A 25,373-nucleotide genomic window follows, 5' to 3' on the forward strand; every position below is an offset into this window, starting at 1 on the left:
ACCCGGGCCTTGGTTGGCGATCGCTCCCCTAATCTCCCGCCATGAACTTGTGCAACAACTCCTCGTCGGGGCTGCTCATGGGCCCGAACCGGACCTTTCAGGCGCTCGTGGGCCCGGCCGCGTGGAACGGCGTCCTCAAGGGCACCGAGCGGAGGAAGCTTCCGGCGGGCCGGAAGCTGGTGGGGCAGGGCGACGTGGGCGCCTTCGTGATCGTCGTGATCAGAGGTGTGGTGAGGGTCGACCAGATCGGGGGTCGTGCCGGTGCCGGTAAGCGGCTGCTTGCCTTCCGGCGTGGCGGCGACCTCATCGGGGACCTCGCCGTGCTCGGTTTCGGCGTGCGGACGGCCACGGTGACGGCGTACACCGACTGTGAGGTGGCGATCGTGCCCGGGGAGACGTTTCGGAGCCCCGGTTTCCAGCGCGACTACGGCTTGGCGATCTCGTCGTACATCGCCGGCCGACACTGGGAGGCCCAGATGCTGGCGCAGCCCGGCGACAACCGGGCCCGGGTCGCATGGGTCCTTGTGCCGCTGCTCGACCACGAGGAGGGGATTACGCGGAGTGTGGCGAATGACGTCCAACTTCCGGTTGTCCAAAGGGATCTCGCAAGTTGCCTGGGCATCGGCGCCAAGCAGGTACGGCAGGTCGTGTCGGTGACGCCGTTCGGCGGGACGCTGGCCGGTCGGCGGGGGCGGCTCGTGGTCGAGGACCCCGAGGGTCTGCGCGCCGCCGCCGCGCGGCTCGGCGGACTGTCGTGAGCGGTTGACGGCCGTTGTCACGTCGCGGCGATCAGGGCGGCGCCGGTCTCGAACACGTGGTGCCAGGCCTGGTCCAGGAGGTAGGCGCCGTTCATGCCGTGGTCGGCGAGCCGCACGAAGTCTCCCCGCCGGGTGAAGTCGGCCGCCCGGCGGAGGGGTTCGCGGCGGTCGGCGAGGTAGTGGGTGGCGGCGGACAGCGCGAGGGCGGCGAGGAGGCGGCGGGGTTTGGGGCGGAGGCCGAGGGCGCGGGTGCCGAGGAGGAGGGCGGCGGCCTGGGTGGCGGTGTAGGCGGCGACGTGTGCGGTGCAGGCGCGGCGGCCGGCCGGGGTGGGCCGGCCCTTGGTGCCGGCCTGGTGGTCGGTCTGGATCCAGTGGTCGGCGAGGGTGGCGGAGGCGCGGAGGAGGGCGTAGGCGGCGGCGAAGGCGGCGGCGCGGGAGGCGGGTTGGGGGGTGGAGGCCGGCGTGGGCATAGGCATGGGCGTAGGTGCGGGCGTGGGCATGGGGCTCCGATCGGTGGGGTGACGGTTTCCTGGTGGGGCGGCCTGCTGTGGTAGCAAGGCAGGCATGACGGAACGGCCTGGCGGGCGCAGCTCGTACCACCACGGATCGCTGCCGGAGGCGCTGGTCGCCGCGGCGTTCGAGCTGCTGGACGAGTACGGGCAGGAGAAGGTGAGCATGCGGGAGGTGGCGCGGCGGGCCGGGGTGTCGGCGGGGGCGCCGTTTCGCCACTTCGCGGACCGGCAGGCGTTGTTGACGGCGCTGGCGGACCGGGTGCTGGCGGACTTCGCGCGGTGCCAGGAGGCCGAGGTGGCGGCGGTGGATCCGGCCGGGGGGTCGGCCGGGGGGTCGGTGATGCGGGCGGTCGGGCTCGGGTTCGTCCGGTACGCGCTGCACCATCCGCACCGGTTCGATCTGGTGCGTTCGCGGGTGTTCGTGGCCTCGCGGGAGCCGGAGCTGCGGGATCAACTGGACGGCATGGACAGGGCGTTCACCGGTCTGATCGTGGCGGACCAGGAGGCGGGCCGGTTGCGCCCGGGGGATCCGGGGCTGATGGGGCTGGCCGGGCAGGCGCTGGTGTTCGGGCTGGCGCAGATGATCGTGGACGGCTACCTGCCGGAGGAGGAGGCGGAGGAGCTGGCCGGGAAGGTGCTCGACACCTTCGGTCAGGGAATCGCCAACCTTCCTTCGCAGTAACCGATTTGTGCGTGCAGTGAGCCTTGACCGGGTTTCCCGGCCCTGATGTAATCACCGATTACATGGGGTGCGGGAGGCTGAGATGTCCATGGGAACGACGTTCGTCCGATCGATGTTCGCCAAGCCGACGCCGGGCTACACCACCGCGGGCGCCACCGGCGACACCGTGGTGCTGCTGATCGGCATGCGGATCAACCGCTTCTGGGCCGTCCACCACTGGGGCCCGGTGATGTTCGCGATGTTCCGGATGCTGTACGAACTGGGGCGCAGCCCCGAACGCGGCCTGCGCGGACGGATCCTGCTCACCGCCTCGCCGCGCACGTACTACGTCGTCCAGTACTGGGAGTCGAAGGAGAAGCTGTACGGCTACGCGAGCGCGCCGGACGGCTTCCACCACAGCGTCTGGGGCATCGTCAACCGCAAAATGCGGGAGGGGAAGGCCCGTCGGCACGTCGGGCTGTGGCACGAGACGTACGTGGTGCCGGAGGGCGGGTACGAGTCGATCTACTTCGACATGCCGCCGTTCGGTCTCGCGGGCGCCACCGGCTCCCTGCCGCTCGAGGCGCGCGGGCGCCGCGCGTCGCAGCGGCTGGCCTACCGGTCGGGGGAGGGCCCGCAGGAGGGCTCGAAGGAGGGCCGGCGGGAGGGCTCGAAGGAGGGCCGGCAGGAGGGCTTGAAGGAGGGTGCGAAGGAGGTCTCGGGGGAGCGGGTGCCCGAGTAGGGGTGCTCACCGGGCGCTCAGGGAGTGTCGCGGGTCGGCCCGGGCGCTGCGGCGTGAGAGCGTCGGGGGATGGCGGAGGAGCAGGGCGGGATGCCGGCGGGCGCGCCGAGAGGTGTACGGGCGGGCGCGCCGACCGGCGCATCGACCGGGGCACCGGCGGGCGCACAGGCGGGCGGCGCACCCACGGGCGGGCCGGTGGTGCACGAGGTGCCGTACCACGCGCAGTGGGAGTCGGCCGAACTGGTGCGGGTGATCATCGACGGGCAGGTCGACGCGGCCGAGGACCCTCGGTGGGGGCAGTCCGGTGCGGCCACCCCGGAGGAGTACGCGTGGTGGTCGTGGCGGCTGTGCGGGGTGGCCTGCCTGCGGATGGCGCTCGACCACTGGTGGGGCCTGGCGCCGCCGGCGCTCACGCTGGCCGGGGAGTGCGTGGCGGCGGGGGCCTACGTCCGGGACGGCGAGAGCCTGCGCGGACTGATCCACACGCCGTTCGCCGACTACGTCCGGCGGCGGTGGGGACTGGCCGCGCAGGCACGGGAGTTGGCGCCCGCGGAGCTGGCGGCCGAGGTGGCCGGCGGGCGGCTGGTGATGGTGTCGGTGCATCCCGCGATCCGGGAGCCGGCCGGTCCGGCACCGGTGCGGCGGGGCGGACACCTGGTGCTGGTGGTGGGCGCCACGGACACGGCGGTGGTGATCCACAACCCGTCCGGATTCCCGGGGGAGTCGCAGTCCTTCGCGCACGTGCCGTGGCGGTCGTTCGAGCGCTTCTACGCCGGGCGGGGGATCGTCCTCGGCCCGCCGGGCGCGGGTGGCGCGGGTGGCGCCCGATCGGTTCCCGACCAGCAACCGGTCGGGAGCTGACCGGCGGCTGGTCGGGACCTGATCAGCCCCTGATCAGGAGCTGATCGGGGGCTGATCAGGGGCTGATCAGGGGTTGTCCGGCAGGCCGGCCGGGTTGACCGGGAGCTGGCTGCGACAGAGCGCCGATATCGGCTTCAACGCGGCGGCCAGGCGGTCGAGTTCGGCGCGCGGGTAGTCCTCCCAGACCCGCGCGGCGGCCAGGTCGGTGGCGGCCTCCAGGGACTGGTGCCGGATCCGGCCGAGTTCGGTCACCGAGCCCGCCGTGGTCAGCCAGCCCCGCTCGACCAGGCGCGCCGCGGCCGCGTCCCACTCCTCGTCCGTCCAGCCGCGCATCGGCTGGAGCATCTCGCGCCGGACATCCATCGCGCACCGGACCACCAGCGCCTCGCACCCGTCCAGGCCGGCCGCCACCAGGGCCGCCACGTGGCCGTCCCCGCGGTGCTCGCGCATCACCGTGGCGGCCTGCCACAGCCGTTCGTACAGGCCGGAGGGGCGGGGCAGCGCGGCGTTGGCGGCGGCCAGCACCCGGCCGACGCAGTCGAGCCGGCCAGCGGCCCGCTCCAGGGCCTCCACCACCAGTTCGACCTGCGCCGGGTCCACGTGCTCCAGCAGCCGGGCCAGCGCCCCCGCCGAGCCCTTCAGCCGGGCGGCCAGCGCCTCCTCCGGGCTGGCGTGCGTCCACACCTCCGGCAGCGCGCGCTCGACCATCGCCGGGGAGAAGCTGAAGAACGCGGCGATCACCGGCGGCGCGTCCACCGCACCCAGCGGCGCCGACCGGCTGGCGAAGTAGCCGCGCCAGCCGCCGTGCAGTCCGGCCGCCTCGTAGGCCTCGCGGCTCTCGGGCAGGAAGTAGGTGACGGAGTGCACCGGTTCGAAGAGCCACCACAGGGCACGGGCGGGGTGGACGAGATCGGCCATCGAAGGACCTTCCTCGGAGAGGGGCGGGGCGAACCCGGCCGGACGGGGCGGCTCGGCGGGCGCCGACGGATCGGGCGCGCGCGGGCCGCTTCAGTGCTGATGACCACGGCGGCGGCCACGGTAATCCCGGACCGGGTGTGATGACGGTCACGGGGAGGTCCCGGTGTGCGCCCGGCGGGGCGGCGGCGCGAGATGATGGGACGAGGTGCCCGCTCCCGGGACGCCGCAGCCCTCCAGTGAACCCTCGTGTGAAGGTAGTCGGTAATGGCGCAGATCAACCCCAGCATCCTGTCCGCGGACTTCGCCCGGCTCGCCGACGAGGCCGAGGCCGTCAGGGGCTCGGACTGGCTGCACGTCGACGTGATGGACAACCACTTCGTCCCCAACCTCACCCTCGGCATCCCGATCGTCGAGTCGCTCGCCCGCGCCACCGACATCCCGCTCGACTGCCACCTGATGATCGAGGACCCGGACCGCTGGGCCCCCCAGTACGTCGAGGCCGGCGCCGGCTCCGTCACCTTCCACGTCGAGGCCGCCGCCGCGCCCGTCCGCCTCGCCCGCGAGATCCGCGCCAAGGGCGCCCGCGCCTCCATGGCCCTCAAGCCGGGCACGCCCATCGAGCCGTACGAGGACCTGCTGCCCGAGCTCGACATGCTGCTGATCATGACCGTCGAGCCCGGCTTCGGCGGCCAGGCGTTCCTCGACATCATGCTGCCGAAGATCCGCCGCACCCGGGAGCTGATCGCCAAGCACGACCTGGAACTGTGGCTCCAGGTCGACGGCGGCGTCTCCGCCGGCACCATCGAGCGCTGCGCCGAGGCCGGCGCCGACGTGTTCGTGGCCGGCTCGGCGGTGTACGGGGCCGAGGACCCGGCCGAGGCCGTGCGCAAGCTGCGGGAGCTCGCGACCAAGGCCTCGGCGGACGCCTGGTGGGCCTGCGGGCACTGAGCCCGGGCGGAGCCGTTCAGAGACGGAGCCGTTCAGGGGCCGGGCCGTTCAGAGACGGGGCTGTTCAGGGGCCGGGCCGGCCGTCATCCAGGGGCCCGGCCGGCCTGGCCCGCCCGGCGAGGGGTGGAGGATCCAGCGGTCGTCAGGGATGATCGTTGGCGAACGCCCCTCGCCCGGCCCCTCTCCGCACGGTGGTGGAACCGCACATGAGCAACCTCGACCGCAAGCCCTCCCCGACCACCTGCGGCCGCGAGGCCGACACCGGACCGGTCAAGGATCTGTTGACCGGACGTCAGGTCCAGCTCGGCGAGAGCACGATGGTCCGCCGACTGCTCCCCAACCTGGGCCGCCGGATGGTCGGCGCCTGGTGCTTCGTCGACCACTACGGACCCGACGACATCGCCGACGAACCCGGCATGCAGGTCCCGCCCCACCCCCACATGGGCCTCCAGACGGTCAGCTGGCTCCACCAGGGCGAGGTGCTGCACCGCGACAGCCTCGGCAGCCTCCAGACCGTCCGCCCGTACGAACTGGGCCTGATGACCTCCGGCCGGGCGATCTCCCACTCCGAGGAATCCCCGCGCCCGCACGCCCGCTACCTGCACGGCGCCCAGCTCTGGGTCGCCCTCCCGGACGCCCACCGGCACACCGCCCCCACCTTCGAGCACCACGGCGACCTGCCCGTCGTCACCGCCCCCGGCCTGCACGGCACCGTCATCCTCGGCACCCTCGACACCGCCACCTCGCCCGGCACCGCCTACACCCCCCTCGTCGGCGCCGACCTCGCCCTCACCGAGGGCGCCGACCTCAAGCTCCCGCTCGTCCCCGACTTCGAGTACGCCGTCCTCTCCATGTCCGGCAGCGTCGACGTCGACGGCGTCCGCGTCGAACCCGGCTCCATGCTCTACCTCGGCTGCGGCCGCCCCGAACTCCCCCTCCACGCCCGCACCGACGCCGCCGTCCTCCTCCTCGGCGGCGAACCCTTCGACGAGCAGATCCTCATGTGGTGGAACTTCATCGGCCGGTCCGGCGAGGAGATCACCCGGGCCCGCGAGGACTGGATGTCCACCGCCCGCTTCGGTGACGTCCACGGCTACGCCGGCGACCGGCTGCGGGCGCCGGAGCTCCCCGCCCTTCCGCTGAAGGCGCGGGGGCGCGTGCGCTGAGGAGAGCGTTCAAGCACGTAGCAGTAGGGTCGTACTTACGGGCGAGAGCATCAATGGCTCGGTGTTCCCTTCGTAGCCGAAGTGCAGTTCCTGCCGCGCTCGGGTTGCCAACACGTAGTACGTCATACGCGGTGCTGCGGTGCTGGGGTCGGTGGCGTTGTCGGTGTGGGTATCGGGGACGACGACGGTATCGAAACCGAGCCCCTTGGCGCTGGCGCGGTTGACGATGACGATGCCCGGGCGGGTGAGGTCGATCGTGTGGTAACGACCCTGTGTGGCCTGGGAGGTGTAGAGCTGGGGGCGCAGGCGGGGGGCTTTGCGTCCAGGCGGGTCAGTAGGTCGGACTGTGCCCGGGTGGAGCCGAGGATGACGCCGATGCTGTGCCGGGGGTGGCGGGTGGCGAGGGCGATGAGCAGATCGGTCGCGGCATCGGGACGGCCGAGGCGGTGCAGGCGGGGTGTCGGGCCTGGCCGGTCGGGAATTGGCGGTGCAGTGGTGCCGGTGTGGAAGTGGGCGGCGAGCTCGGCGATCTGGCGAGTGTTCCGGTGGTTCCCCATGAGTTCGTGGCGAGTGCAGCCGCCGAGGCCGCCGGAGATCTCGGAGACTGTGGAGTTGGTGGTGGTGAGGCGCTGGTACTCGTCGGCGTACACCGTCGTACGGCTGCCGAGAATGCGGCAGAGCCGGTAAAATCCGATCGGAAGGTCCTGCCCTTCGTCGACCACGAGGGTGGGGCCAGGGTGGTGGTCGGTGGTAGCGGCGCGCTCGTAAAAAGAGGCCCAGTCGAACCAGCCGTCGTCGGTTCGTGGTGCGTCGTCTCCGAACCAGTGGGCGAGCCAGGCGTGGGCCGTGGCAACGCGTACACCGTGGCCCTCGGCGCCGAGGGCGGAGACGACCGGCGCGAGTGTTTGGCGCAGCAGGTTGGAACGGGTGAGGAGCACGGCCGGTGTGCCGGTGAGTGCGAGCATGAGGGCGCGCTGGGCTGCGAGCAGGCTTTTCCCGCTGCCAGGCGGGCCGCTGACCAGATGGTTGCCCTCGAACGGCAGGGTGTCCAGCGAGGCCCGCTGGGCGGGGCTGAGGTCGAGATAGGTGATCGTCATGGCAGGGTGCCTACTCCAGTGCGGCGGCCGCAGTGGCGTGTGCGGCGGAGACGACGGATTCGAAGTAGCCGGGAACCTGTTCGCCCCCGACGAGAAGCGCTCGGTCGAGAAGGGTGCCGCCGTTCTCGCAGCTGGTCTCCGGGAGCAGGGAACAGGCTTGGCAGGCAGCTCTGTTGAGGTTGCCGAAGCCCTGGCCGGTGTGTTCTGCGCAGAGCGGGTCCGCGGAGCACCAGGCGGTGGCCTCGATCATACGTAGCAGGGTCTCGGAGAGGTGGGGCGCCGCTCCTTGCTGGACGAGCCAGCCGAGGGTGCCCTCGGCGTCGCCGGCTCCGGTGTAGATGAGGATGACGTGCTGGTCGTGTTCGGGCCGTGCGTACACGCGTTCACGCAGGCTCGCCGTCGTGTATCCGGATTCGAAGGCGAGCTGGCGGACGAGCAGGTGGGCGAGCGTGTGCAGGAGCACGAAGCGGGGGGACAGGGCCGTTCCGGTAAGTCCGGCCAGCTGGTCCTTGCGGAAGGATCCGTCCAGGTCCGCACTCATCCCGGTGACTCGTCGGCGGACCTCTCGTTTTGCTCCCACTCCGTGAGGCAGGTTTTGTCGAGGGTGAGGAAGACGCCCTCGCCGAAGACCTCGACGGCAGGTAGCCATTTGAGCCGTCGTGCGGTGTCGGCGGGTACGAAGGCTGCGTCCGGTGACACCCGGCTGAACCCGAGAAGGGCGCGGACCTCGCGCAACCGGTCCGCAAGCACGACTCGCCCGATCCGGTGGTGGAGTTCGGCCCAGCGCCCGCCCGTCTCGTGGGCGAGGCCGAGGGTGGTGTCGCGATCGTGAAGTCGCGGGTGGCGGGGCGTGCCGGAGAAGTGAACGCGGCCCACTCCTCGCGGCTGAGGTCCGGGCGCGCCGAGGCGCCGGCACCTTCACCGGACGGAGGCGGGGCGGCGCCCGTCTCCTCCGCCAGGAGGGCGTCCAGGAGCGCGTCGTCGGCGCCGGTGTCCTCCTTGATCATCTCGCGGAACAGACCCCTCGGAGGCCCGGCACAGCGGGACCCACAGATCGTTCGCCAGCACCTTGGCGGCGAGGTTCTGGTCGGTCACGGGCGAGGTGTCGAACTTCGGGATGTCGAGGGATGAGTGCGTGACGGGGTAGTAGAGGTTGCCTGCCGTACGCTGCACGATCTGTACGGGCTTCACGCAGGAGGTGGCCTCGCCGATCCGCTGCCACGGGTTGCGCCCCGAACAGCGCAAGCCGTGGGTGCCGAGGACGTCCAGGAGGTTCCGGGAAGCGCCACAATCCTTCGCCCGGCACTTGACCGAGAGTGCCTCCAAGCCGGCCGCCCGCTCGGAGACCCGGAACCGCAGCTGCTCGCGGGAGGTGCAGGCCTGACGCCTGGCGGCGTCGAGCCGTGAGTGGGTCCAGAACCACCAGTCGACGTCTCCCAGATGGCCGGCGGCGCAGATCTGCACGAAACGCATCGGTGTGAGCTGCCGCACCGGCGAACACGAGGGACAGCGTGGTGGGACGCCGTGCTTCTCGTCGGCGATGCGCCAGCGCACCATGCGTCGGCACGACCCGCAGAACAGCCAGGCCGGGAAGCGAATGTAGGGCGCACCCGCTGCGTCCTGCCGGTCGTAGCGGTCGTCCGTCGCGGCCGGGGCCGCGTAGAAGCCGGTGACGCCGAGTTTGGCGGCGAGCCGCGGGGACTCGACGGGTTGCCGGATCCGTGGCCAGTCCCCGATGCCGGTGGCGACGAACGACTCGCCCTGGATCTCCAGGACGGCGCCGGCCCCGAACGGAAGCACGGTCTGTGCTTGGCGGATGGGATGGTGCTGCCCTCGTCGGCGATGGCCCGGCCGATCATCTGGCGGACCCAGGTGGTGGCATAGGTGGAGAACTTGTTGCCCATGCTCGGGTCGAACTTCCGGGTGGCCCGCATCAGCCCGAGCGTGCCGCTTTGGACGAGGTCCTCGTACTCCAGCCCCTGGTCGGTGAACTGCCGTGCTAGGGAATGGGCGAGGCCCAGGTTGTGCAGGACCAGACACTCCCGGGCCCGTCGTCGCTCGTCCGCCGGTGAGAGACCGGCCAGTTCCTCATCGGTCGGTTCGATGCTCACGTTTCGCACTCCGCCGCGCAGGAGCACGGCCAGGCCTACCTCTTCGTCTGAGCTGAGGATGCGCTTGGCCGGACGGAGGAGGAAGCGGTCATCGGTCAGTACGCGGCGGGCCGCAGTCACGGCGCGCCCCAAGCTGCCCTCGGCGACCGGCGCCGCCTTGGCGGGGATCGACTGCGAAACTCCCCCGACGGTGTCGCGCGGATCCGGGACGGGCGCGTTGCTGCCGGGCGGTGGGATCACGTGGACACCGGACCGGAGCTCCTCGGCCTCGGCCATGGAGAGGCCAGCCAGCCGGGCGACGCCCTCCAGCGCCCGGGCGTCGACGGTCCCCGCGCTGTCGGCGAACCGCTCCAGTAACCGGCGTGTCGTGTCCGTGCGCGGGGAAGCGGCCCGCTGCTATACAGATGCCTGTTCGGCTTCCGGGCGGGGAGGTTCGCCGATCGGGAGTTTCATCGTGGTGAGGGCATCGGCGAGCCGGCCGCGTGCCTCCTCGCTCAGCCCGAGTGCTTCGGTCCCGCTGAGGAAGACCTGGTAGGGCACGATTCCGCGTACCTGTTTCGTCTGAAGATCGGCGTACGGCCTGCCGAGGGCGGCCTTCAGGCTCGGGACCTGGTGGTCCAACTTTTCCACCCCTTCGCACGGAGGCGAGGCGCAGCGGCCCCGGAAGTGCGGATGACGCGGGCTGCGAACCCGGCGTACACGCAGAGGTTAGTAGAAGCTTGTTAGCGTCGTCAACACATAAAACATGTAGTGTACGTTCACCTGGGAATCGTGTACGGTTTCTCTTGGCGCTGCCCTGCCTCGTCTGCCCGTGACCTTCGTCGACGTGCGGGAGCGGCGCGTGGCGGGGAGCGTCCGAAATCAGGGGTGTGGAGGAGTGGCAGTGGGCCTGGAGCTGATCGGTGGCCGGTTCCGTCTCTTGGGGGCGATCGGTGCCGGCAACATGGGGGAAGTTCACAAAGCCGAGGACCTGATGTCGCCCGCGGATGGTCTGGACCGAGTGGTTGCGGTCAAGACGATCCTCCGCCGCCGGTCCGGTGCCGCCGTGGACATCCATGCGGACACCAAGGCGGTCGAGCGCTTCGCCCGTGAGGTGCGCATCATGCGCCGTCTGGACCACCCCCATCTCAGTCGCCTCATCGACGGCGGCGTGGATGAAGAGCACGGTGGCCTGCCCTACCTCGCGATGGAGTACCTCGACGGTGAGGTCCTGCGCGACCTGATCGGGGAGGAGGGGCAGCTTCCCGTCGCCTGGGTCGCTGCGATCGGTGCCCAGATCGCCGACGGGCTCTCCGCCGCGCACGCGGCCGGCATCGTGCACCGCGACCTCAAGCCCGCCAACGTGATGCTCGCCAGGGGAGGCATCGTCAAGGTCCTCGACTTCGGCATGGGCCGGATCGTCGACGACCCCGAGGACGCCAAGCTCACCAGCACCGGCGTCGCGGTCGGCACCGCCCGGTACATGGCACCTGAGCAGTTCAAGGCCGAGCCGGTGACGCAGGCCGCCGACCTCTACGCCCTGGGCTGTCTGCTCTTCGAAATGCTCACCGGTGTCGCGCCGTTCGTCGGCGAGGCGGCCTACGAGCTGATGCGCAAGCACACCGAGGACAGCCCGACGCCGGTGCGCCTGATCCGGCAGGACGTGCCCGCGGAGCTGGCCCGCCTGGTCGATCGTCTCCTGGCGAAGCAGCCCGTTGACCGCCCCGCCGACGCCGTCGCCGTCCGCGACGCCCTCCTCCCGCTCGTCGACCGGGACGGTGGTGCCCCGCAGTTCCCCACCTGGAGCGCGTTCGATCCCGTTCTGGCCCTGCGTGCCGTACGGCCCGCGCTGCCCACGGCGTCCGCTGCTGAGGCACCCACAACTCCCGCGACCATCACGGGTATGGACGTCTTCGGCGTCCACCGCGAGCTCATCAAGGATTATCGCTCCTTCACCGAGGGCGGGACGGTCATTCGCGACGATCGGATCGCCGCGTTCGTCGAGGACGACCTGGATGCCAAGTCCCAGTGGCCCGACCCGTGGTTGTCGTTGAACCCGTTCTTCGCCGGTGGTGGCACCGTCCTGGAGCTCGCGGGCCAGGACGTGCTGGACGAAGAGTGCGCGCGCATCTTCCAGGCGAACAAGACGGAGCGCGGCACGGTCTGCGACGGCCGTCCGCTGACCCTGCACCAGCACCAGCGCGAGGCGCTCGAAGCGGCACAGTCGGGTGCCTCCTACGTGCTGACCACCGGAACCGGATCCGGCAAGTCGCTCGGATATATCGTGCCGATCGTCGACAAGGTCCTGAAGGACCGCAAGGCCGAGGGCCCGGCGGCCGTCAAGCGGGTTCGCGCAATCATCGTCTACCCGATGAACGCCCTCGCCAACAGCCAGCTCAAGGAGCTTGAGAAGTACCTTCGTGACGGCTACGGCAAGGGCCGCGAGCCCGTCACTTTCGCGCGCTACACCGGTCAAGAGGACGACGCGGCCCGTAAGGAGATCCGCGACAACCCGCCAGACATCCTGCTCACCAACTACGTGATGCTGGAGTTGATGCTCACGCGGCCTGATGACCGCAAGAGCCTCGTCAAGATGGCCAAGGGGCTGGAGTTCCTGGTCTTCGATGAACTGCACACCTACCGCGGCCGGCAGGGTGCAGATGTCGCCCTGCTGATCCGCCGGGTCCGTGAGGCGTGCCAGGCGAGCCGGCTCCAGTGCGTCGGAACCTCGGCGACCATGTCGACCGAAGGTACGACCGAGGACCAGCGGACGGTCGTCGCGAACGTCGCCTCGACCCTCTTCGGCGTCGAGGTCGACCCTCGGCACGTCATCGGCGAGACCCTGGTCCGGGCTACCGACGCCGCGCCGCCGACCGTGTCGCCCGAGCGCCTTCGGGCCCCGGCCGCGCCGCGAGCCTATGGCGATCTCGTCCGCGACCCGCTCGCGCGCTGGATCGAGACCCGCTTCGGACTCGCCACCGACGCGCACAACGGTCGTCTCATCCGCCAGAAGCCCGCCAAGATCGAGGTCGCCGCGGCAGAGTTGGCGGAGCAGAGTGGTGTCTCGGCGGAGCAGTGTGCCGCCGCGATCCGGGCCACCCTGGAGGGAGGTTCACAGGCCAAGCATCCGGTCACCGAGCGGCCGATCTTCGCCTTCCGCCTGCACCAGTTCCTCTCCAAGGGCGACACCGTCTACACCACTCTGGAGGACAAGCTCTCCCGTCACCTCACCCGTGGCTACCAGCTCGAACAGCCGGACTCTGGTGGCAAGTTGCTGATGCCACTCGCCTTCTGCCGCGAATGCGGCCAGGAGTACCTGACGGTGTGGCGCACCGAGAAGGACGGCGAGGTCCGGTACGAGGCGCGCCGCGACACCTCGGCGACCGGCGGCCGTCACGGCGACGGCTACCTCTACGTCGACCACGACCGGCCCTGGCCCCACGACACCGAGGCCGCCATCGCGGACCGCCGACTCCCCGAATCCTGGCTGGAGATCGACGACCGGGGCCAGGAGGTCGTCCGCAAGTCGCACCGCGACCGGGTGCCGCGAGCCGTCACCATCGACCCGTACGGCACCGAGGGGTACGGCGACCTGAAGGCCGCGTTCATCCCCTCCCCGTTCCTGTTCTGCGTGCACTGCGGCGTCTCCTACGAGCAGACCCGCGGCCGGGACTTCGCCAAGCTCGCCACCCTCGGTCAGGAGGGACGCTCCTCGGCGACCTCGTTGATCTCCGCCTCCGTGGTCCGCTCGTTGAAGTCGGTGCCGGAGGAGGCCCTGGACAGGGAGGCGCGCAAGCTGCTCACCTTCGTCGACAACCGGCAGGACGCCTCCCTGCAGGCCGGCCACTTCAACGACTTCGTGCAGATCACCCAGGTGCGCGGTGCCCTCTACCGGGCCGCCGTCGAGGCCGGCGAAGAGGGCATCCACCACGAGGACCTGGCCTCGGCGGTCGCCAACGCCCTCGCGCTGGACCCGGTCGACTACGCCGGCGACGCGGCCGACCTGCCGCCGGCCCTCGCCCGCAGCGCGGCGAAGACCATGTGCGACGTGATCGCCTTCCGGCTCTACCTCGATCTCGAACGCGGCTGGCGCATCACCATGCCCAACCTGGAGCAGACCGGCTTGCTGGAGATCGGCTACCAGGACCTCCAGTGGGTCGCCGAGCGTCAGGAGCGGTGGGAGGGCGCCCACCAGGCGCTGCGCGACGCCGACCCGGCCCTGCGAGCCGAGATCACCAAGGCGCTCCTCGACGAGATGCGCCGCGCCCTCGCCATCGACGTGCAATACTTCCGGGACGACTTCGACTCCCTCCAGCGCGCCAGCGAGGAACGCCTCATCGACCCGTGGGTGCTGACGAAGTCCGACAGCCCCAAGGTCGGCACCGCCTATCCCCAGCCCTCCCGCCCCGGCCTGGACCGCTCCGGCCTGTTCCTGTCCGCCGCGGGCAAGTTCGGCAAGTACCTGCGCCGGACGGACAAGGCCTTCCGCGAGCTGGACAAGGGCGACCTCCAGCTCGTCATCGAGCAGCTGCTGAAGGTGCTGACCAAGGCCGGTCTGGTCCGCGAGGTCTCGCAGGCCCCTCAGCGCTCCGGCCGTTTCCGTCACTCCGTCGGGCCGGCCGTCACCGGCTACCGAGTCGCCGCGCAGACGCTGGTCTGGCGCGCCGGCAAGGGCGAGCGGGGCGCCCACGACCCGCTCACCCGCACCTACGCCAGTGGTGATGGCCCCCGGGTCAATACCTTCTTCCGTGACCTCTACCGCAACGCGGCCACGGAGCTGGCCGGGCTCTTCGCCCGCGAGCACACCGCCCAGGTCGATCCGACCGAGCGCGAGAACCGCGAAGAGGCCTTCCGCAAGGCCGAGTTGAAGCTCCTCTACTGCTCGCCGACGATGGAGCTGGGCGTCGACATCTCCTCGCTCAACGCCGTCATGATGCGCAACGTCCCGCCGACACCCGCCAACTACGCGCAGCGCTCCGGGCGCGCGGGCCGCAGTGGGCAGCCCGCCCTGGTCACCACCTACTGTTCCACCGGGAACAGCCATGACCAGTATTACTTCCGCCACTCCGACCGCATGGTGGCGGGCGCCGTGGCGCCGCCGCGCCTGGACCTCGCCAACGAGGACCTCGTCCTCTCCCACGTCCAGGGCATCTGGCTGGCCGAGGCCGGCCTGAAGCTCGGCCGGGCCATCACCGAGGTCCTGGACATCTCCCACCCCGATACCGGCGACCGCCCCGAGCCGGCCCTCGAACTGCACCCCGACCTCCACGCCGCCTCGCGGGACGCCGATGCCCAGACCCGTACCGTCGCCGCCGCCTACCAGGTGCTCGGCCCCCTGCTGCCCGAGTTCGCCCGGACCACCTGGTGGGACGAGCGGTGGATCGAGGACCGGGTGCGTACCGTCGCCGAGCGGTTCGACCGCGCCTTCGACCGCTGGCGTGAGCTCTACCGGGCCGCGCTGGACGACCAGTACGTCCAGAACAAGCGGGTCCTCGACCACAGCCTCACCGAGGGCGACCGCAGGCGCGCGGTCGGCCGGCGGCGGGAGGCCGAGACCCAGCTCAACCTGCTGAAGAACGAGAGCGCGGAGAGCAAGTCCGTCCTCTCCGACTTCAACCCCTACCGCTACCTCGCCTCCGAGGGCTTCCTGCCGGGGTACTCCTTCCCCCGCCTGCCGCTCGCCGCGTACATCCCCACCACCGGCCGCCGCCGGGGCGAGGGCGACTACCTGCAGCGCCCCCGCTTCCTCGCCATCCGCGAGTTCGGCCCCGGGGCGCTGATCTACCACGAAGGTGCCCGCTACCAGGTCACCCGCATCCAGCTCCCGCCGGACGCCTCCGGAGACATCACCACCAGCGAGGCCCGCCGCTGCGACCACTGCGGCTACCACCACGACCCGCGTGAGCGCGCCGACCGCTGCCAGATGTGCGACGAGCCGCTCGGCGCGGCCACCTACGGCCTGCTCCAGCTGCACACCGTCTACACCCAGCGCCGCGAACGCATCTCCTCGGACGAGGAGGAGCGCCGCCGGGCCGGCTACAAGCTGGAGACCTCCTACGCCTTCCAGGACCACGGCACCCGCAAGGGCCGCCAGGACGCCAGGCTCACCGACGGCACCGGCCCGCTCGCGGCGGTGGCCTACGGCGACTCCGCGACCGTCCGGATCACCAACGTGGGCCGGCTGCGCACAAAGAAGGACGACCCGGCCGGCTACTGGCTCGACGTCGCGGACGGCCGCTGGATGAACGACCGCGACGCGGCCGACGCCTCCGGTGACTCCAGCGAGCTGCCGGTCGTCGACGCCGACGGCAACGAGAAGCGCCGCAAGAAGCGCGTCATCCCGTACGTCGAGGACCGCCGCAACATCCTCGTCCTCACCCTCGACGAGCCGCTGCCCGAGCCGATCGCGCTCACCCTGATGTACGCGCTGGAGCGCGGCATCGAGGCCGCCTTCGAACTGGAGGACTCCGAGCTCAACAGCGAACTCCTGCCGCCGAACGACGGCCCGCGCAACCGCTTCCTGTTCACGGAGGCAGCGGAGGGTGGGGCCGGTGTGCTCCGTCGCCTGCAGTCCGAGAAGGACGCGCTCGCCAAGGCTGCCCGCCAGGCGCTGGAGATCTGCCACTTCGACGAGGACGGGGTCGACCAGGGCGGTCCCCACCCGGACCGCAAGTGTGCGCGCGGCTGCTACGAGTGCCTGCTGACCTACGGCAACCAGCTCAACCACGCGCTGATCGACCGCCGTACGATTGCTGCCCTGCTGCTGCGGTTCGCCTCCGCCGTCGCGAAGCGCGACGAGCGCGGTGAGTCCCGCAGCGAGCAGTTCCGTCGGCTGGTCGCGGAGCAGAGCCCGGAGCCGGCGGATCGGCCGGACGAGGCGGCAGAGCCCGCGGAGCCCGCCGACGCACTGACCCCGTTCGAGCGCGACTTCGTCACGTGGCTGAAGGACCGCGGCCTGCGGCTCCCCGACGAGACCCAGACCCTGATCACCGAGGCCAACGCCATGGCGGACTTCGTCTACTGGATCCCCGGGGTCAACCTCGCAGTCTTCGTCGACGGCCGCGACACCGAGACCACGGCCCTGCGAGACGAAGACGCCGAGGAACGCCTCTACGACGCCACCTGGGACGTGATCCGCTTCCCAGCCGACGGCGACTGGGACGCCATCGTCGCGCGACACCCCCGGTACTTTGGCACCGCCCACCCGACCAGCTGACCCACGGAACCGACGAACCACTCGACGAGGATCCACCTGATGACACCCACCTACTCCGCCGGTTCCCTGGTCACCGCCCGCGGCCGCGAATGGGTCGTGCTGCCCGAGAGCGCCGCGGACATGCTCGTGCTGCGCCCCCTCGGCGGCTCCGACGACGATATCGCCGCCGTCTTCCCGGCCTTCGAGGACGTCAAGGGCGCCGAGTTCGCTCCCCCCTCGCCGGCCGACCTCGGCGACCAGCGCGCCGCCGGCCTGCTCCGCTCCGCCCTGCGGATCGGCTTCCGCTCCGGCGCCGGGCCGTTCCGCTCCCTCGCCGGGATCGCCGTCGAGCCGCGCGCGTACCAGCTGGTGCCGCTGCTGATGGCCCTTCGGCAGCAGACTGTCCGGCTGCTGATCTCCGATGACGTCGGCATCGGCAAGACTGTCGAGGCAGGCCTGATCGCGAGCGAACTTCTCGCCCAGGGGGAGGCCAAGGGCCTGGCCGTGCTCTGCTCGCCGGCGCTGGCCGAGCAGTGGCAGGCGGAGCTGCGTAGCAAGTTCGGCATCGACGCCGAACTCGTACTCTCCTCCACGGTTTCACGCCTCGAGCGGGGCCTGGACCTCGGACAGTCGATCTTCGACCGATACCCGAACGTCGTCGTTTCCACCGACTTCATCAAGTCCCCGCGCCACCGCGACGACTTCGTCCGCCACTGCCCTGAGCTGGTCATCGTCGACGAGGCCCACACGTGCGTCGCCGCCGATGACGCTTCGGGCCCCAGCAGCCGCTCCTCGCAGAACCAGCTGCGGTACGAGCTGCTGCGCCGAGTTGCGGAGAAGGCCGACACCCATCTGCTGCTGGTCACCGCCACCCCGCACAGCGGCAAGGAGTCCGCCTTCCGCAACTTGCTCGGCCTGGTGAAGCCCGAGCTGGCCACCGTCGACCTGGACAGTAAGCGCGGGCGTGAACTCCTGGCTCGACACTTCGTCCAGCGCAAGCGCGCCGACATCAGGCAGTACCTGACCAAGGAGGACGGCCTCAGCGACGACAGCCTCGCCGAGAAGACCGCCTTCCCGGCGGACCGGTACTTCAAGGACGAGACCTACAAGCTCTCCCCGGCCTACCGCGCCCTCCTCGACGACGCCATCGCCTACGCGAGCGACCGCGTCGAGGCGGCCGGGGTGAAGGGCAAGCGCGAGGCGCGCATCGCCTGGTGGTCCGCGATCGCCCTGCTGCGCTCGCTCGTCTCCTCGCCGCGCGCCGCCTCGCAGACCCTGACCACCCGTTCCGCCACCGCCGCCGCCGTGAGCGCGGAGGAGGCGGACCGGCTCGGCGCGCCGCTCACCAGCGACTCCGCCGACAGCGACACCCTGGAGGGCCTGGACGTCGCGCCCGGCGCCGAGACGGACGACGCGGGCGCCCGGCTGGCGGCGCTCGCGGAGCGGGCCGCGGGGCTGGAGAGGACGGAACACGACCTCAAGCTCAAGGCGCTGATCAAGCACCTCAAGGCGCTGCTGGCCGACGGCTACAACCCGATCGTCTTCTGCCGCTACATCCCGACGGCGGAGTACGTCGCCGAGGCGCTCCAGGGGAAGGGCGGTGTCAAGGCCGCGGTGGCCGCTGTGACGGGCACTCTCTCGCCACAGCAGCGCATCGAGCGCATCGAGAGGCTCGCCGAGGAGGCGGGGGACAGCCTCGCCGCCCGCCGCGTCCTGGTCGCCACCGACTGCCTGTCGGAAGGCGTCAACCTCCAGCACCACTTCGACGCGGTCGTCCACTACGACCTCGCGTGGAACCCGACCAGGCATGACCAGCGCGAAGGGCGCGTCGACCGGTACGGGCAGAAGCGTGACGAAGTCCGCGTCATAACGCTCTACGGTGCGGACAACGGCATCGACGGCAAGGTGCTCGAAGTCCTCATCAAGAAGTACCGGCAGATCAGGAAGGACCTGGGCATCTCGGTCTCCGTGCCGGACGAGACCTCGGCAGGTGTGACGGACGCGATCGTCGAGTGGCTGCTGATGCGGGGGAGGGAAGGGCAGCAGGAGGGGCTGTTCGCGGTCGACGACCTGGTCGACGCGAAGGCAGCGGAGCTGGAGAAGGACTGGAACTCGGCCGCCGAGCGGGAGAAGACCTCGCGGTCCCGTTTCGCCCAGCGGTCCATCCACCCGCAGGACGTGGCGCGAGAGGTCGCCGCGATCCGTGACGCCTTGGGGAGCGCGGGGGAGATCCGCACCTTCGTGCGGGACTCCCTCAACGCGCTCGGCGCCGTCCTGCGGGACACCGGGGGCGGGGACTTCACGGCGGAGGTCTCGGGTGCTCCGGCCGGGCTGCGCGACGCCTTGGCGCCGGTCGTGGGTGGTGACGCCGTCGAGACCGGGCGTCCGATTCCGTTCCGCACTGACCCGGCGGTCGCGCGAGGCGAGGCCGCGCTCGTCCGCACCGACCCGGTTGTGGGAGCCCTGGCCGGCCACGTCCTCAACGCCGCCCTCGACACGCTGGCCGAGGGTAGCCGGCCGGCCCGCCGCTGCGGCGTCGTGACGACGGACGCGGTTTCGGTTCGGACGACGCTGCTGCTGGTGCGCTACCGGTTCCACCTGACGCTGCCCTCGCGGAGTGGGGACAAGCAGATCGTCGCCGAGGACGCCCGGCTGCTCGCCTTCCAGGGCGCGCCGAAGAACGCCGTCTGGCTGCCGGACGGGGACGCTCTCGCCCTGCTCGGGGCCCAGGCCACCCTCAACACCGACGTGCACTTCGGCGAGCGGACGATGACCCGCATCCTGGGGCAACTCCCGGACGTCCAGGGCTACCTGGAGTCGCACGGCGAGCAGCTCGCCGCCGATCTCGACGCCTCCCACCGCCGCGTCCGTGAGGCCACCGGCGAGATCGTCCGAGGCCTGCGCGTGCGTGCGCAGCAGCCCGCCGACGTACTCGGCGCCTACGTCTACCTGCCCGCGAACACGTCGACCGGAGAGAGCGCCTGATGTCCGCCACTACCCGCAACCAGGTCTTCTCCGCCGTCCACACGGTGGGCGGGCTGCTGCCCGCCGACATACTGGTCCGCATCGCCGAGGGCAAGGACGTCTCCGGCGCCAAACCCGCCGACTACGGTGTCATCGGCTCGCGGTCGGTGCGGGACGACGCCGAACGCCACTGGGATTACCTCAAGGGAGTCTGGCGCGAGCTTCGGAAGCGCCTCCCCGAGGACGCCGAGACGGGCGCTCCTGCTGCCGACCCGACGGGACTCGCGGTTGCGCAGTGGCTGGAGCCGCTCTTCGCGGAGCTGGGCTTCGGGCGGCTGACGGGGGTGGGGGCTGCCGGTATCACCGCCGACAGCGACGCGGCGAAGACCTTCGACGTCAGCCACCGCTGGCAGCACGCGCTGATCCACCTCACGCCCTGGAACACCGACCTCGACAAGCGCCCCGGTGGGGCCGGCACCGTCCCGCCGCAGTCGATGCTCCAGGAATGCCTCAACCGCACCGAGGCGCACCTGTGGGGCGTGCTCTCCAACGGGCGCCGGCTTCGGCTCCTTCGCGACTCCAGCGCGCTGGCGACGGCGTCGTACGTGGAGTTCGACCTTGAGGCGATCTTCGACGGCGAGCTGTTCAGCGAGTTCGTGCTGCTCTACCGGCTGCTGCACGTCTCGCGGTTCGAGGTGGCGGAGGGCGTGGCGGCTTCGGCCTGCCGACTGGAGAAGTGGCGTACGGAGGCCATTGCCTCCGGTACCAGGGCCCTGGACCAGCTCCGTAAGGGTGTTCAGGATGCCATCACGACCCTGGGCACGGGCTTCCTCCGCCATCCGGACAACGCTGCCCTGCGCGAGAACCTCAAGGCCCAGGATCTGCACAATGCGTTGCTGCGCCTGGCCTATCGGCTGCTCTTCCTGTTCGTCGCCGAGGACCGTGGCGTCCTGCACGCGCCCGAGGTGGGGGAGCAGGAACGCGAGCGGTACGCCACGTACTTCTCCTCGGCCCGGCTCCGCGAACACGCGCGGCGCAGGCGCGGTACCGCGCACGGCGACCGGTGGCAGGCCCTGCGGGTCGTTCTCGACGCGCTGGGCGACGAGAACGGGCGCCCGGAGCTCGGACTGCCGGGCCTCGGCGGCCTGTTCACGCACCGTGACGCGGACGTCCCGCTGGACAGCCTTTCCCTGTCGAACGAGTACCTGCTGACGGCGGTTCGCCACCTGTCGCAGGTGCGGGATGCGGGCTCCAAGCGCTGGCGCGCGGTCGACTACCGGCACCTTGACGCCGAGGAACTGGGCTCCATCTACGAGTCCCTGCTCGAACTCGTCCCGCAGCACAGTGCGGCCGACCGGACGTTCGAGTTGGTGCAGCTGGCCGGCAATACGAGGAAGACGACGGGTTCCTACTACACCCCGTCCTCACTGATCGACTGCCTGCTCGACTCGGCACTCGACCCGGTCATCGACGACGCCGTCAAGCGCGGCGAGCAGAAGGCCGCTGCTGCCGGTCGACCCGATGCGGCGAAGGACATCGTCGACGAGTTGCTGGCCCTGACGGTCTGCGACCCCGCTTGCGGCTCCGGCCACTTCCTGGTGGCCGCCGCCCGCCGCATCGCCAAGCGGGTCGCGGCCGTTCGCGAGCGGAACCCGGAGCCGACGGTCGCCGCTGTCCGCACCGCCCTCCACGACGTTGTCGCCCGCTGCATCTACGGAGTGGACCTCAACCCGATGGCCGTGGAACTGGCCAAGGTGTCGCTGTGGCTGGAGGCCCTGGAGCCGGGCAAGGCGCTGAGCTTCCTCGACGCGCATGTGAAGCACGGGAACGGCCTCATTGGTGCGACCCCCGCACTGTTGTTGAACGGCATCCCGGACGACGCATTCAAGCCGATCGAAGGCGATGACAAAAAGGTCGCCAAGTCGCTGGAGAAGCAGAACGACAAGGAGCGGTCGGGTCAGAGCATGCTGCTCAACCTCGGCGACGGCCCGAAGATCGCCAACACCGTCTTCGCATCGGGGCTGCGCAGCATCACCACGGCCAAGTCGGACAGTCTCTCCGACGTTCGCCGACAGGAGTCCGCCTTCACGGAGTGGTCGGAGTCCGCCGTCTACGTGCGGGCGCTGCATGCCGCCGATGCGTGGTGTGCCGCCTTCGTCTGGCCGAAGGTGCCGGGTGCCCCGCAGGCCCTTACGCACGATGTCTTCCGGGCCCTGCAGGATCCCGACGCCGACGCAGCCTCCCAGGCGACCCATGATGAGATCCTGCGTCTGCGCGAGCAGTACCGCTTCTTCCACTGGCACCTTGAGTTCCCCGAGGTATTCTCCGTACCGGAGTCTGGCGCAGGCATCGACGATGCGACGGGCTGGGCTGGCGGCTTCGCCTGCGTGTTGGGGAACCCGCCGTGGGAGCGTATCAAGCTTCAGGAGCAGGAGTTCTTCGCTCAGAGGGACAGGGAGATTGCCAAGTCAAAAAACGCTGCCGCTCGCAAGGTGTTGATTTCGAAGCTGAAGGACGAGCCGGAAGGCGCCCGGCTGTACGCCGAGTTTGCGAATGCCAAGCGTAAGGCGGAAGGTGAGAGCCACTTCCTGCGGAACAGTGGGCGCTATCCACTGACGGGTCGGGGTGACATCAACACATACGCCGTTTTCTCGGAGACGGACCGGATGCTAACAGGGGCATTCGGACGCATGGGTGTGATCGTACCGACTGGCATCGCGACGGATGCGACGACGCAATACTTCTTTAAGGACCTGGTCCAAAATGGTTCAATTGCGTCATTGTACGACTTCGAGAACGCGGCGCCGATGTTTCCGGCCGTGCACCGTTCGTTCAAGTTCAGCATCTTGTCGTTGACAGGGCGGGGCAAGCGGGAGTCAGGTGCCCGATTCGCATTCTTCGTCAAAGAGCCAGCGGACCTCATCAACGCGGATCGAACGTTTACTCTCACGGCAGAGGAGATTACTCTTCTCAACCCGAATACGGGCACTTGTCCGGTCTTCCGCTCTCGACGCGATGCCGAGATCACCCTGGGAATCTATCGCCATGCTCCCGTCCTGATCAAGGAGGGCGACCCGAAGGGCAACCCTTGGGACATGTCGTTCATGACGATGTTCCACATGTCCAACGATGCTCATCTCTTTCATACTCGCGAGGATCTGGAGGCTGACGGCTGGTGCGTGGAGGGTAACGTCATCACTGACGGTGAGAACAGGATGCTGCCGCTCTACGAAGGTCGGATGGGGCACCAGTTTTCCCATCGCTTCTCCGACTCGCTGGGGTCTCATGAGTCCACCGCCGAGGAACTCGGAACTGCAGACTACGTAGTGAAGCCGCAATACTGGGTTTCCGAAGAGGACACTGCGGCCCGGCAGGCGCGGCGTCAATTTGGTTGTACGACTGCGCTGCTCGGACATCGAAGAGTGGCTCGCAACAATGATGAGCGTACGTGTATCTCTACCCTCATCCCGTGGGGTGCGGCTTCCTATGGCTGGATTCTCGCGGCCGGTCCCTCGGCTGATAGGATTGCTCTTTTGGTTGCAACCTTTAACTCATTTCCATATGACTATGCACTGCGCAACAGCTTCAGTCAGCCGAGCATCCCGCAGAGCACATCGGAGCAGGTTCCCGTGCCCGTTCCTGGCGATCTTGAGAATTTTGCAGACTTTATTGTGCCGCGGGTTCTGGAACTCACCTACACCGCGTGCGACATGGAGCCCTTCGCCCATGACCTGGGTGATGACGATGCGCCTTTCCGGTGGCATGAAGGTCGACGCGATGTCATTCGTGCTGAGTTGGACGCGCTCTTCTTTCACCTCTACGGGATCAACCGCGACGACGTCGACTACATTCTCGACACCTTCCCCATCGTCAAGCGCAAGGACGAGGTCAAGCACGGCACCTACCGCACCAAGGAGCTGATCCTCGCTATTTACGACCGGATGGCCGCTGCTGGAGTCAGCCTCACCAACCCCCTTGTGGATGGCGAGAACTTCACCTCCACCCTCACCCCGCCCCCTGGACAGGGCCCCCGTCACCCCGACTCTGCCGCCGAGGTAGCGCGTTGACCGACAGCATGACCGCTGCCGCCGTCGGCACGGACCCCGCCGAGGTCCGTGCCGAGCGGCGGCGGCTCGTCCAGGCGGTGGCCGCGCATCGTCGGCTGCTCGCCGGGCGGTCGGCGTTCGAGCGGGCGGATCTGCGGCGGCGCAACCGGGAGGCGCGGGAGCGTACCCGTGCGCAGCAGAAACACGACGCGGCGGTTCGGTGTGCTGATGACGCGCACCGGCGGGCACAGGATTCCTGTGCCCGCCGGCTGACGGCGCTCGATGGGAGCCGTGATAGCCGGGAGCGGGAGGCGCTCGCTGCGTTGCGCCGGCAGTTCATCGATCGGGCGGTCGCCAAATCCCCGTTGGGTCCGCAGGAGGTCAACGGCATCGGTGACGGGCTCGTCCGCGATCTGGCCGCTCAAGGCATCCGCACGGCCGCCGACTTCACTCGCATCAGCTACGAGAAGGCGCCCAACGGCCGTGGTGGGACGGTGGTGTGGATCCACCGAACTCGTGGAGGCAAGGTCCACGTCAACGGAATCGGCGAGCACCGGGCCCGGACCCTGCTGGAGTGGCGGGACGCGACCATGGCCCGGGCCGAGGCCCGGGCGCCGCAGCAGCTTCCTGCGGATGAGCGCATGCGCGTGGATCAGATCATCGCCGAGGAGCGGCTGCACCTCCAGCGGGAGAAGGAGGAAGCCGAACGGGCGGCGAACGCGGCCCGGGCCGGGGCCGGGCAGTTGCTCGCCGAGGCCACATCCCGCCTTGCTGCAGCCGAGGTGGAGGCGGAGGCGGCTGCGGTTCTCCGACGTTCCGAGTTCGACGAGATGGCGGAGCGTCTTCTCGTCCTCCAAGCGGAACTCCGGCTTCACATGGACCAGCACGACAGCGTCCGGCCGGGCTTCCGGCTTCGCCGCGCACAGGCTCGGGTGCTGCGGCCGGTGCTGCAGCACCCGAGTGCTGCGGAGCGCCCGTTCGTCCCGCCTCAGCGTGCCCCGATGTCCTCGGCGCCGCAGGACCTCGGATCGGCTGCCGCTGCGGGAGACGCGGCTCCGGAGCCGCGGGCCCGGTTGGTCTGGCTGCTGCCGGTCGGCTGGTTCGCGCTGACGGTCTTCCTGGGGTTCGGCCGGAGGACCGCGGGCCCGCTGTGGGCGGAGGTCGCCGTTCGGCTGATGGCCTTGGCGATGGTGGTCTGGCTGTTGCGTCTCTGGGTTCCCCGGCGGCGGGCGGGTACGGCACAGCCCATGCCACCTGGCTCTGCTCTGACGACCTGGGGCGTGTTCGTGGCCCTGGTCGCGTTCCGAGGGTTCCTCGACCCGGCCGGTGTCGGTTCTGGCATCGGCTGGTTCGGGGCTGTCCTCTCGGCGGTCTTATTGCTCATGGGCCTCGGCCGGCGGCAGGACTGATGCCCG

Annotated in this window: 17 protein-coding genes and 1 pseudogene; 10 read left to right on the forward strand and 8 right to left on the reverse strand. The window is 70.1% G+C overall.

Annotated features, from left to right (window positions below; translation table 11 throughout):
* The first annotated feature begins 41 nt into the window (after positions 1-41).
* Positions 42-758 carry a Crp/Fnr family transcriptional regulator gene (locus AC07AL_RS17515; protein ID WP_363583207.1) on the forward strand — a complete coding sequence of 239 codons (717 nt, stop codon included), beginning with the start codon at positions 42-44 and terminating at the stop codon, positions 756-758.
* Positions 759-775: 17 nt separating this feature from the next.
* Here the strand turns inward: AC07AL_RS17515 and AC07AL_RS17520 are convergent, their stop codons facing one another.
* A complete protein-coding gene (locus tag AC07AL_RS17520; RefSeq protein WP_478317750.1) occupies positions 776-1,234 on the reverse strand; it encodes a hypothetical protein in 459 nt (152 codons plus the stop codon).
* 88 nt (positions 1,235-1,322) lie between these two features.
* Here AC07AL_RS17520 and AC07AL_RS17525 point away from each other — a divergent pair, with 88 nt between their 5' ends.
* The 3 genes from AC07AL_RS17525 (at position 1,323) to AC07AL_RS17535 (ending at position 3,534) form a co-directional block, all read left to right on the forward strand.
* The gene (locus AC07AL_RS17525; protein WP_363583211.1) at positions 1,323-1,952 is read left to right on the forward strand and encodes a TetR/AcrR family transcriptional regulator; all 630 of its coding nucleotides are present in this window, start codon (positions 1,323-1,325) and stop codon (positions 1,950-1,952) included.
* A gap of 112 nt (positions 1,953-2,064) precedes the next feature.
* On the forward strand, positions 2,065-2,673 hold the full coding sequence (locus AC07AL_RS17530; protein ID WP_478317766.1) for a DUF4188 domain-containing protein: 609 nt from the start codon (positions 2,065-2,067) through the stop codon (positions 2,671-2,673).
* 69 nt (positions 2,674-2,742) lie between these two features.
* Positions 2,743-3,534: a C39 family peptidase gene (locus AC07AL_RS17535; protein ID WP_363583213.1), complete on the forward strand. Its 792-nt coding sequence runs from the start codon at positions 2,743-2,745 to the stop codon at positions 3,532-3,534.
* 66 nt (positions 3,535-3,600) lie between these two features.
* Here the strand turns inward: AC07AL_RS17535 and AC07AL_RS17540 are convergent, their stop codons facing one another.
* The gene (locus AC07AL_RS17540; protein WP_363583215.1) at positions 3,601-4,452 is read right to left on the reverse strand and encodes an SCO6745 family protein; all 852 of its coding nucleotides are present in this window, start codon (positions 4,450-4,452) and stop codon (positions 3,601-3,603) included.
* 264 nt (positions 4,453-4,716) lie between these two features.
* On the opposite strand from AC07AL_RS17540, the gene rpe reads away from it, so the two are divergent.
* The gene (gene rpe, locus AC07AL_RS17545; protein ID WP_363583217.1) at positions 4,717-5,400 is read left to right on the forward strand and encodes a ribulose-phosphate 3-epimerase; all 684 of its coding nucleotides are present in this window, start codon (positions 4,717-4,719) and stop codon (positions 5,398-5,400) included.
* A gap of 206 nt (positions 5,401-5,606) precedes the next feature.
* Positions 5,607-6,566 carry a pirin family protein gene (locus tag AC07AL_RS17550; RefSeq protein ID WP_363627503.1) on the forward strand — a complete coding sequence of 320 codons (960 nt, stop codon included), beginning with the start codon at positions 5,607-5,609 and terminating at the stop codon, positions 6,564-6,566.
* Between the two features lie 122 nt (positions 6,567-6,688).
* Here the strand turns inward: AC07AL_RS17550 and AC07AL_RS17555 are convergent, their stop codons facing one another.
* The 6 genes and pseudogenes from AC07AL_RS17555 to AC07AL_RS17580 form a co-directional block, all read right to left on the reverse strand.
* A complete protein-coding gene (locus tag AC07AL_RS17555) occupies positions 6,689-7,663 on the reverse strand; it encodes a DEAD/DEAH box helicase (protein WP_478317751.1) in 975 nt (324 codons plus the stop codon).
* A 10-nt stretch (positions 7,664-7,673) separates the two neighbouring features.
* Entirely contained in the window at positions 7,674-8,204 is a 531-nt protein-coding gene (locus AC07AL_RS17560) for a Zn-binding domain-containing protein (protein WP_478317752.1), read from the reverse strand.
* The gene (locus tag AC07AL_RS17565) at positions 8,201-8,539 is read right to left on the reverse strand and encodes a hypothetical protein (protein WP_478317753.1); all 339 of its coding nucleotides are present in this window, start codon (positions 8,537-8,539) and stop codon (positions 8,201-8,203) included. The genes AC07AL_RS17560 and AC07AL_RS17565 overlap by 4 nt, the downstream gene beginning before the upstream one ends.
* 42 nt (positions 8,540-8,581) lie before the next feature.
* Positions 8,582-9,463, reverse strand: coding sequence for a hypothetical protein (locus tag AC07AL_RS17570; RefSeq protein WP_478317767.1), 882 nt, complete (start codon positions 9,461-9,463; stop codon positions 8,582-8,584).
* Positions 9,464-9,504: 41 nt separating this feature from the next.
* A pseudogene (locus AC07AL_RS17575) lies at positions 9,505-10,050 on the reverse strand (sigma-70 family RNA polymerase sigma factor); the annotation flags it as partial.
* 120 nt (positions 10,051-10,170) lie between these two features.
* Positions 10,171-10,395: a hypothetical protein gene (locus AC07AL_RS17580; protein ID WP_478317754.1), complete on the reverse strand. Its 225-nt coding sequence runs from the start codon at positions 10,393-10,395 to the stop codon at positions 10,171-10,173.
* 322 nt (positions 10,396-10,717) lie between these two features.
* On the opposite strand from AC07AL_RS17580, the gene AC07AL_RS17585 reads away from it, so the two are divergent.
* Genes AC07AL_RS17585 through AC07AL_RS17600 form a run of 4 tightly spaced genes read left to right on the forward strand, consistent with a single transcriptional unit; the run spans position 10,718 to position 25,367 of the window.
* Entirely contained in the window at positions 10,718-16,969 is a 6,252-nt protein-coding gene (locus AC07AL_RS17585) for a protein kinase domain-containing protein (RefSeq protein ID WP_478317755.1), read from the forward strand.
* Positions 16,970-17,008: 39 nt separating this feature from the next.
* Positions 17,009-19,933, forward strand: a complete 2,925-nt coding sequence (locus tag AC07AL_RS17590) for a helicase-related protein (RefSeq protein ID WP_478317756.1) — start codon at positions 17,009-17,011, stop codon at positions 19,931-19,933.
* Positions 19,933-23,979 (forward strand): Eco57I restriction-modification methylase domain-containing protein, encoded by a 4,047-nt coding sequence (locus tag AC07AL_RS17595; RefSeq protein WP_478317757.1) that lies wholly within the window; start codon positions 19,933-19,935, stop codon positions 23,977-23,979. The genes AC07AL_RS17590 and AC07AL_RS17595 overlap by 1 nt, the downstream gene beginning before the upstream one ends.
* Entirely contained in the window at positions 23,976-25,367 is a 1,392-nt protein-coding gene (locus AC07AL_RS17600; protein WP_478317758.1) for a hypothetical protein, read from the forward strand. The genes AC07AL_RS17595 and AC07AL_RS17600 overlap by 4 nt, the downstream gene beginning before the upstream one ends.
* The last annotated feature ends 6 nt before the right edge of the window (positions 25,368-25,373 follow it).

Source organism: Kitasatospora sp. NPDC043949 (genome assembly GCF_056435365.1).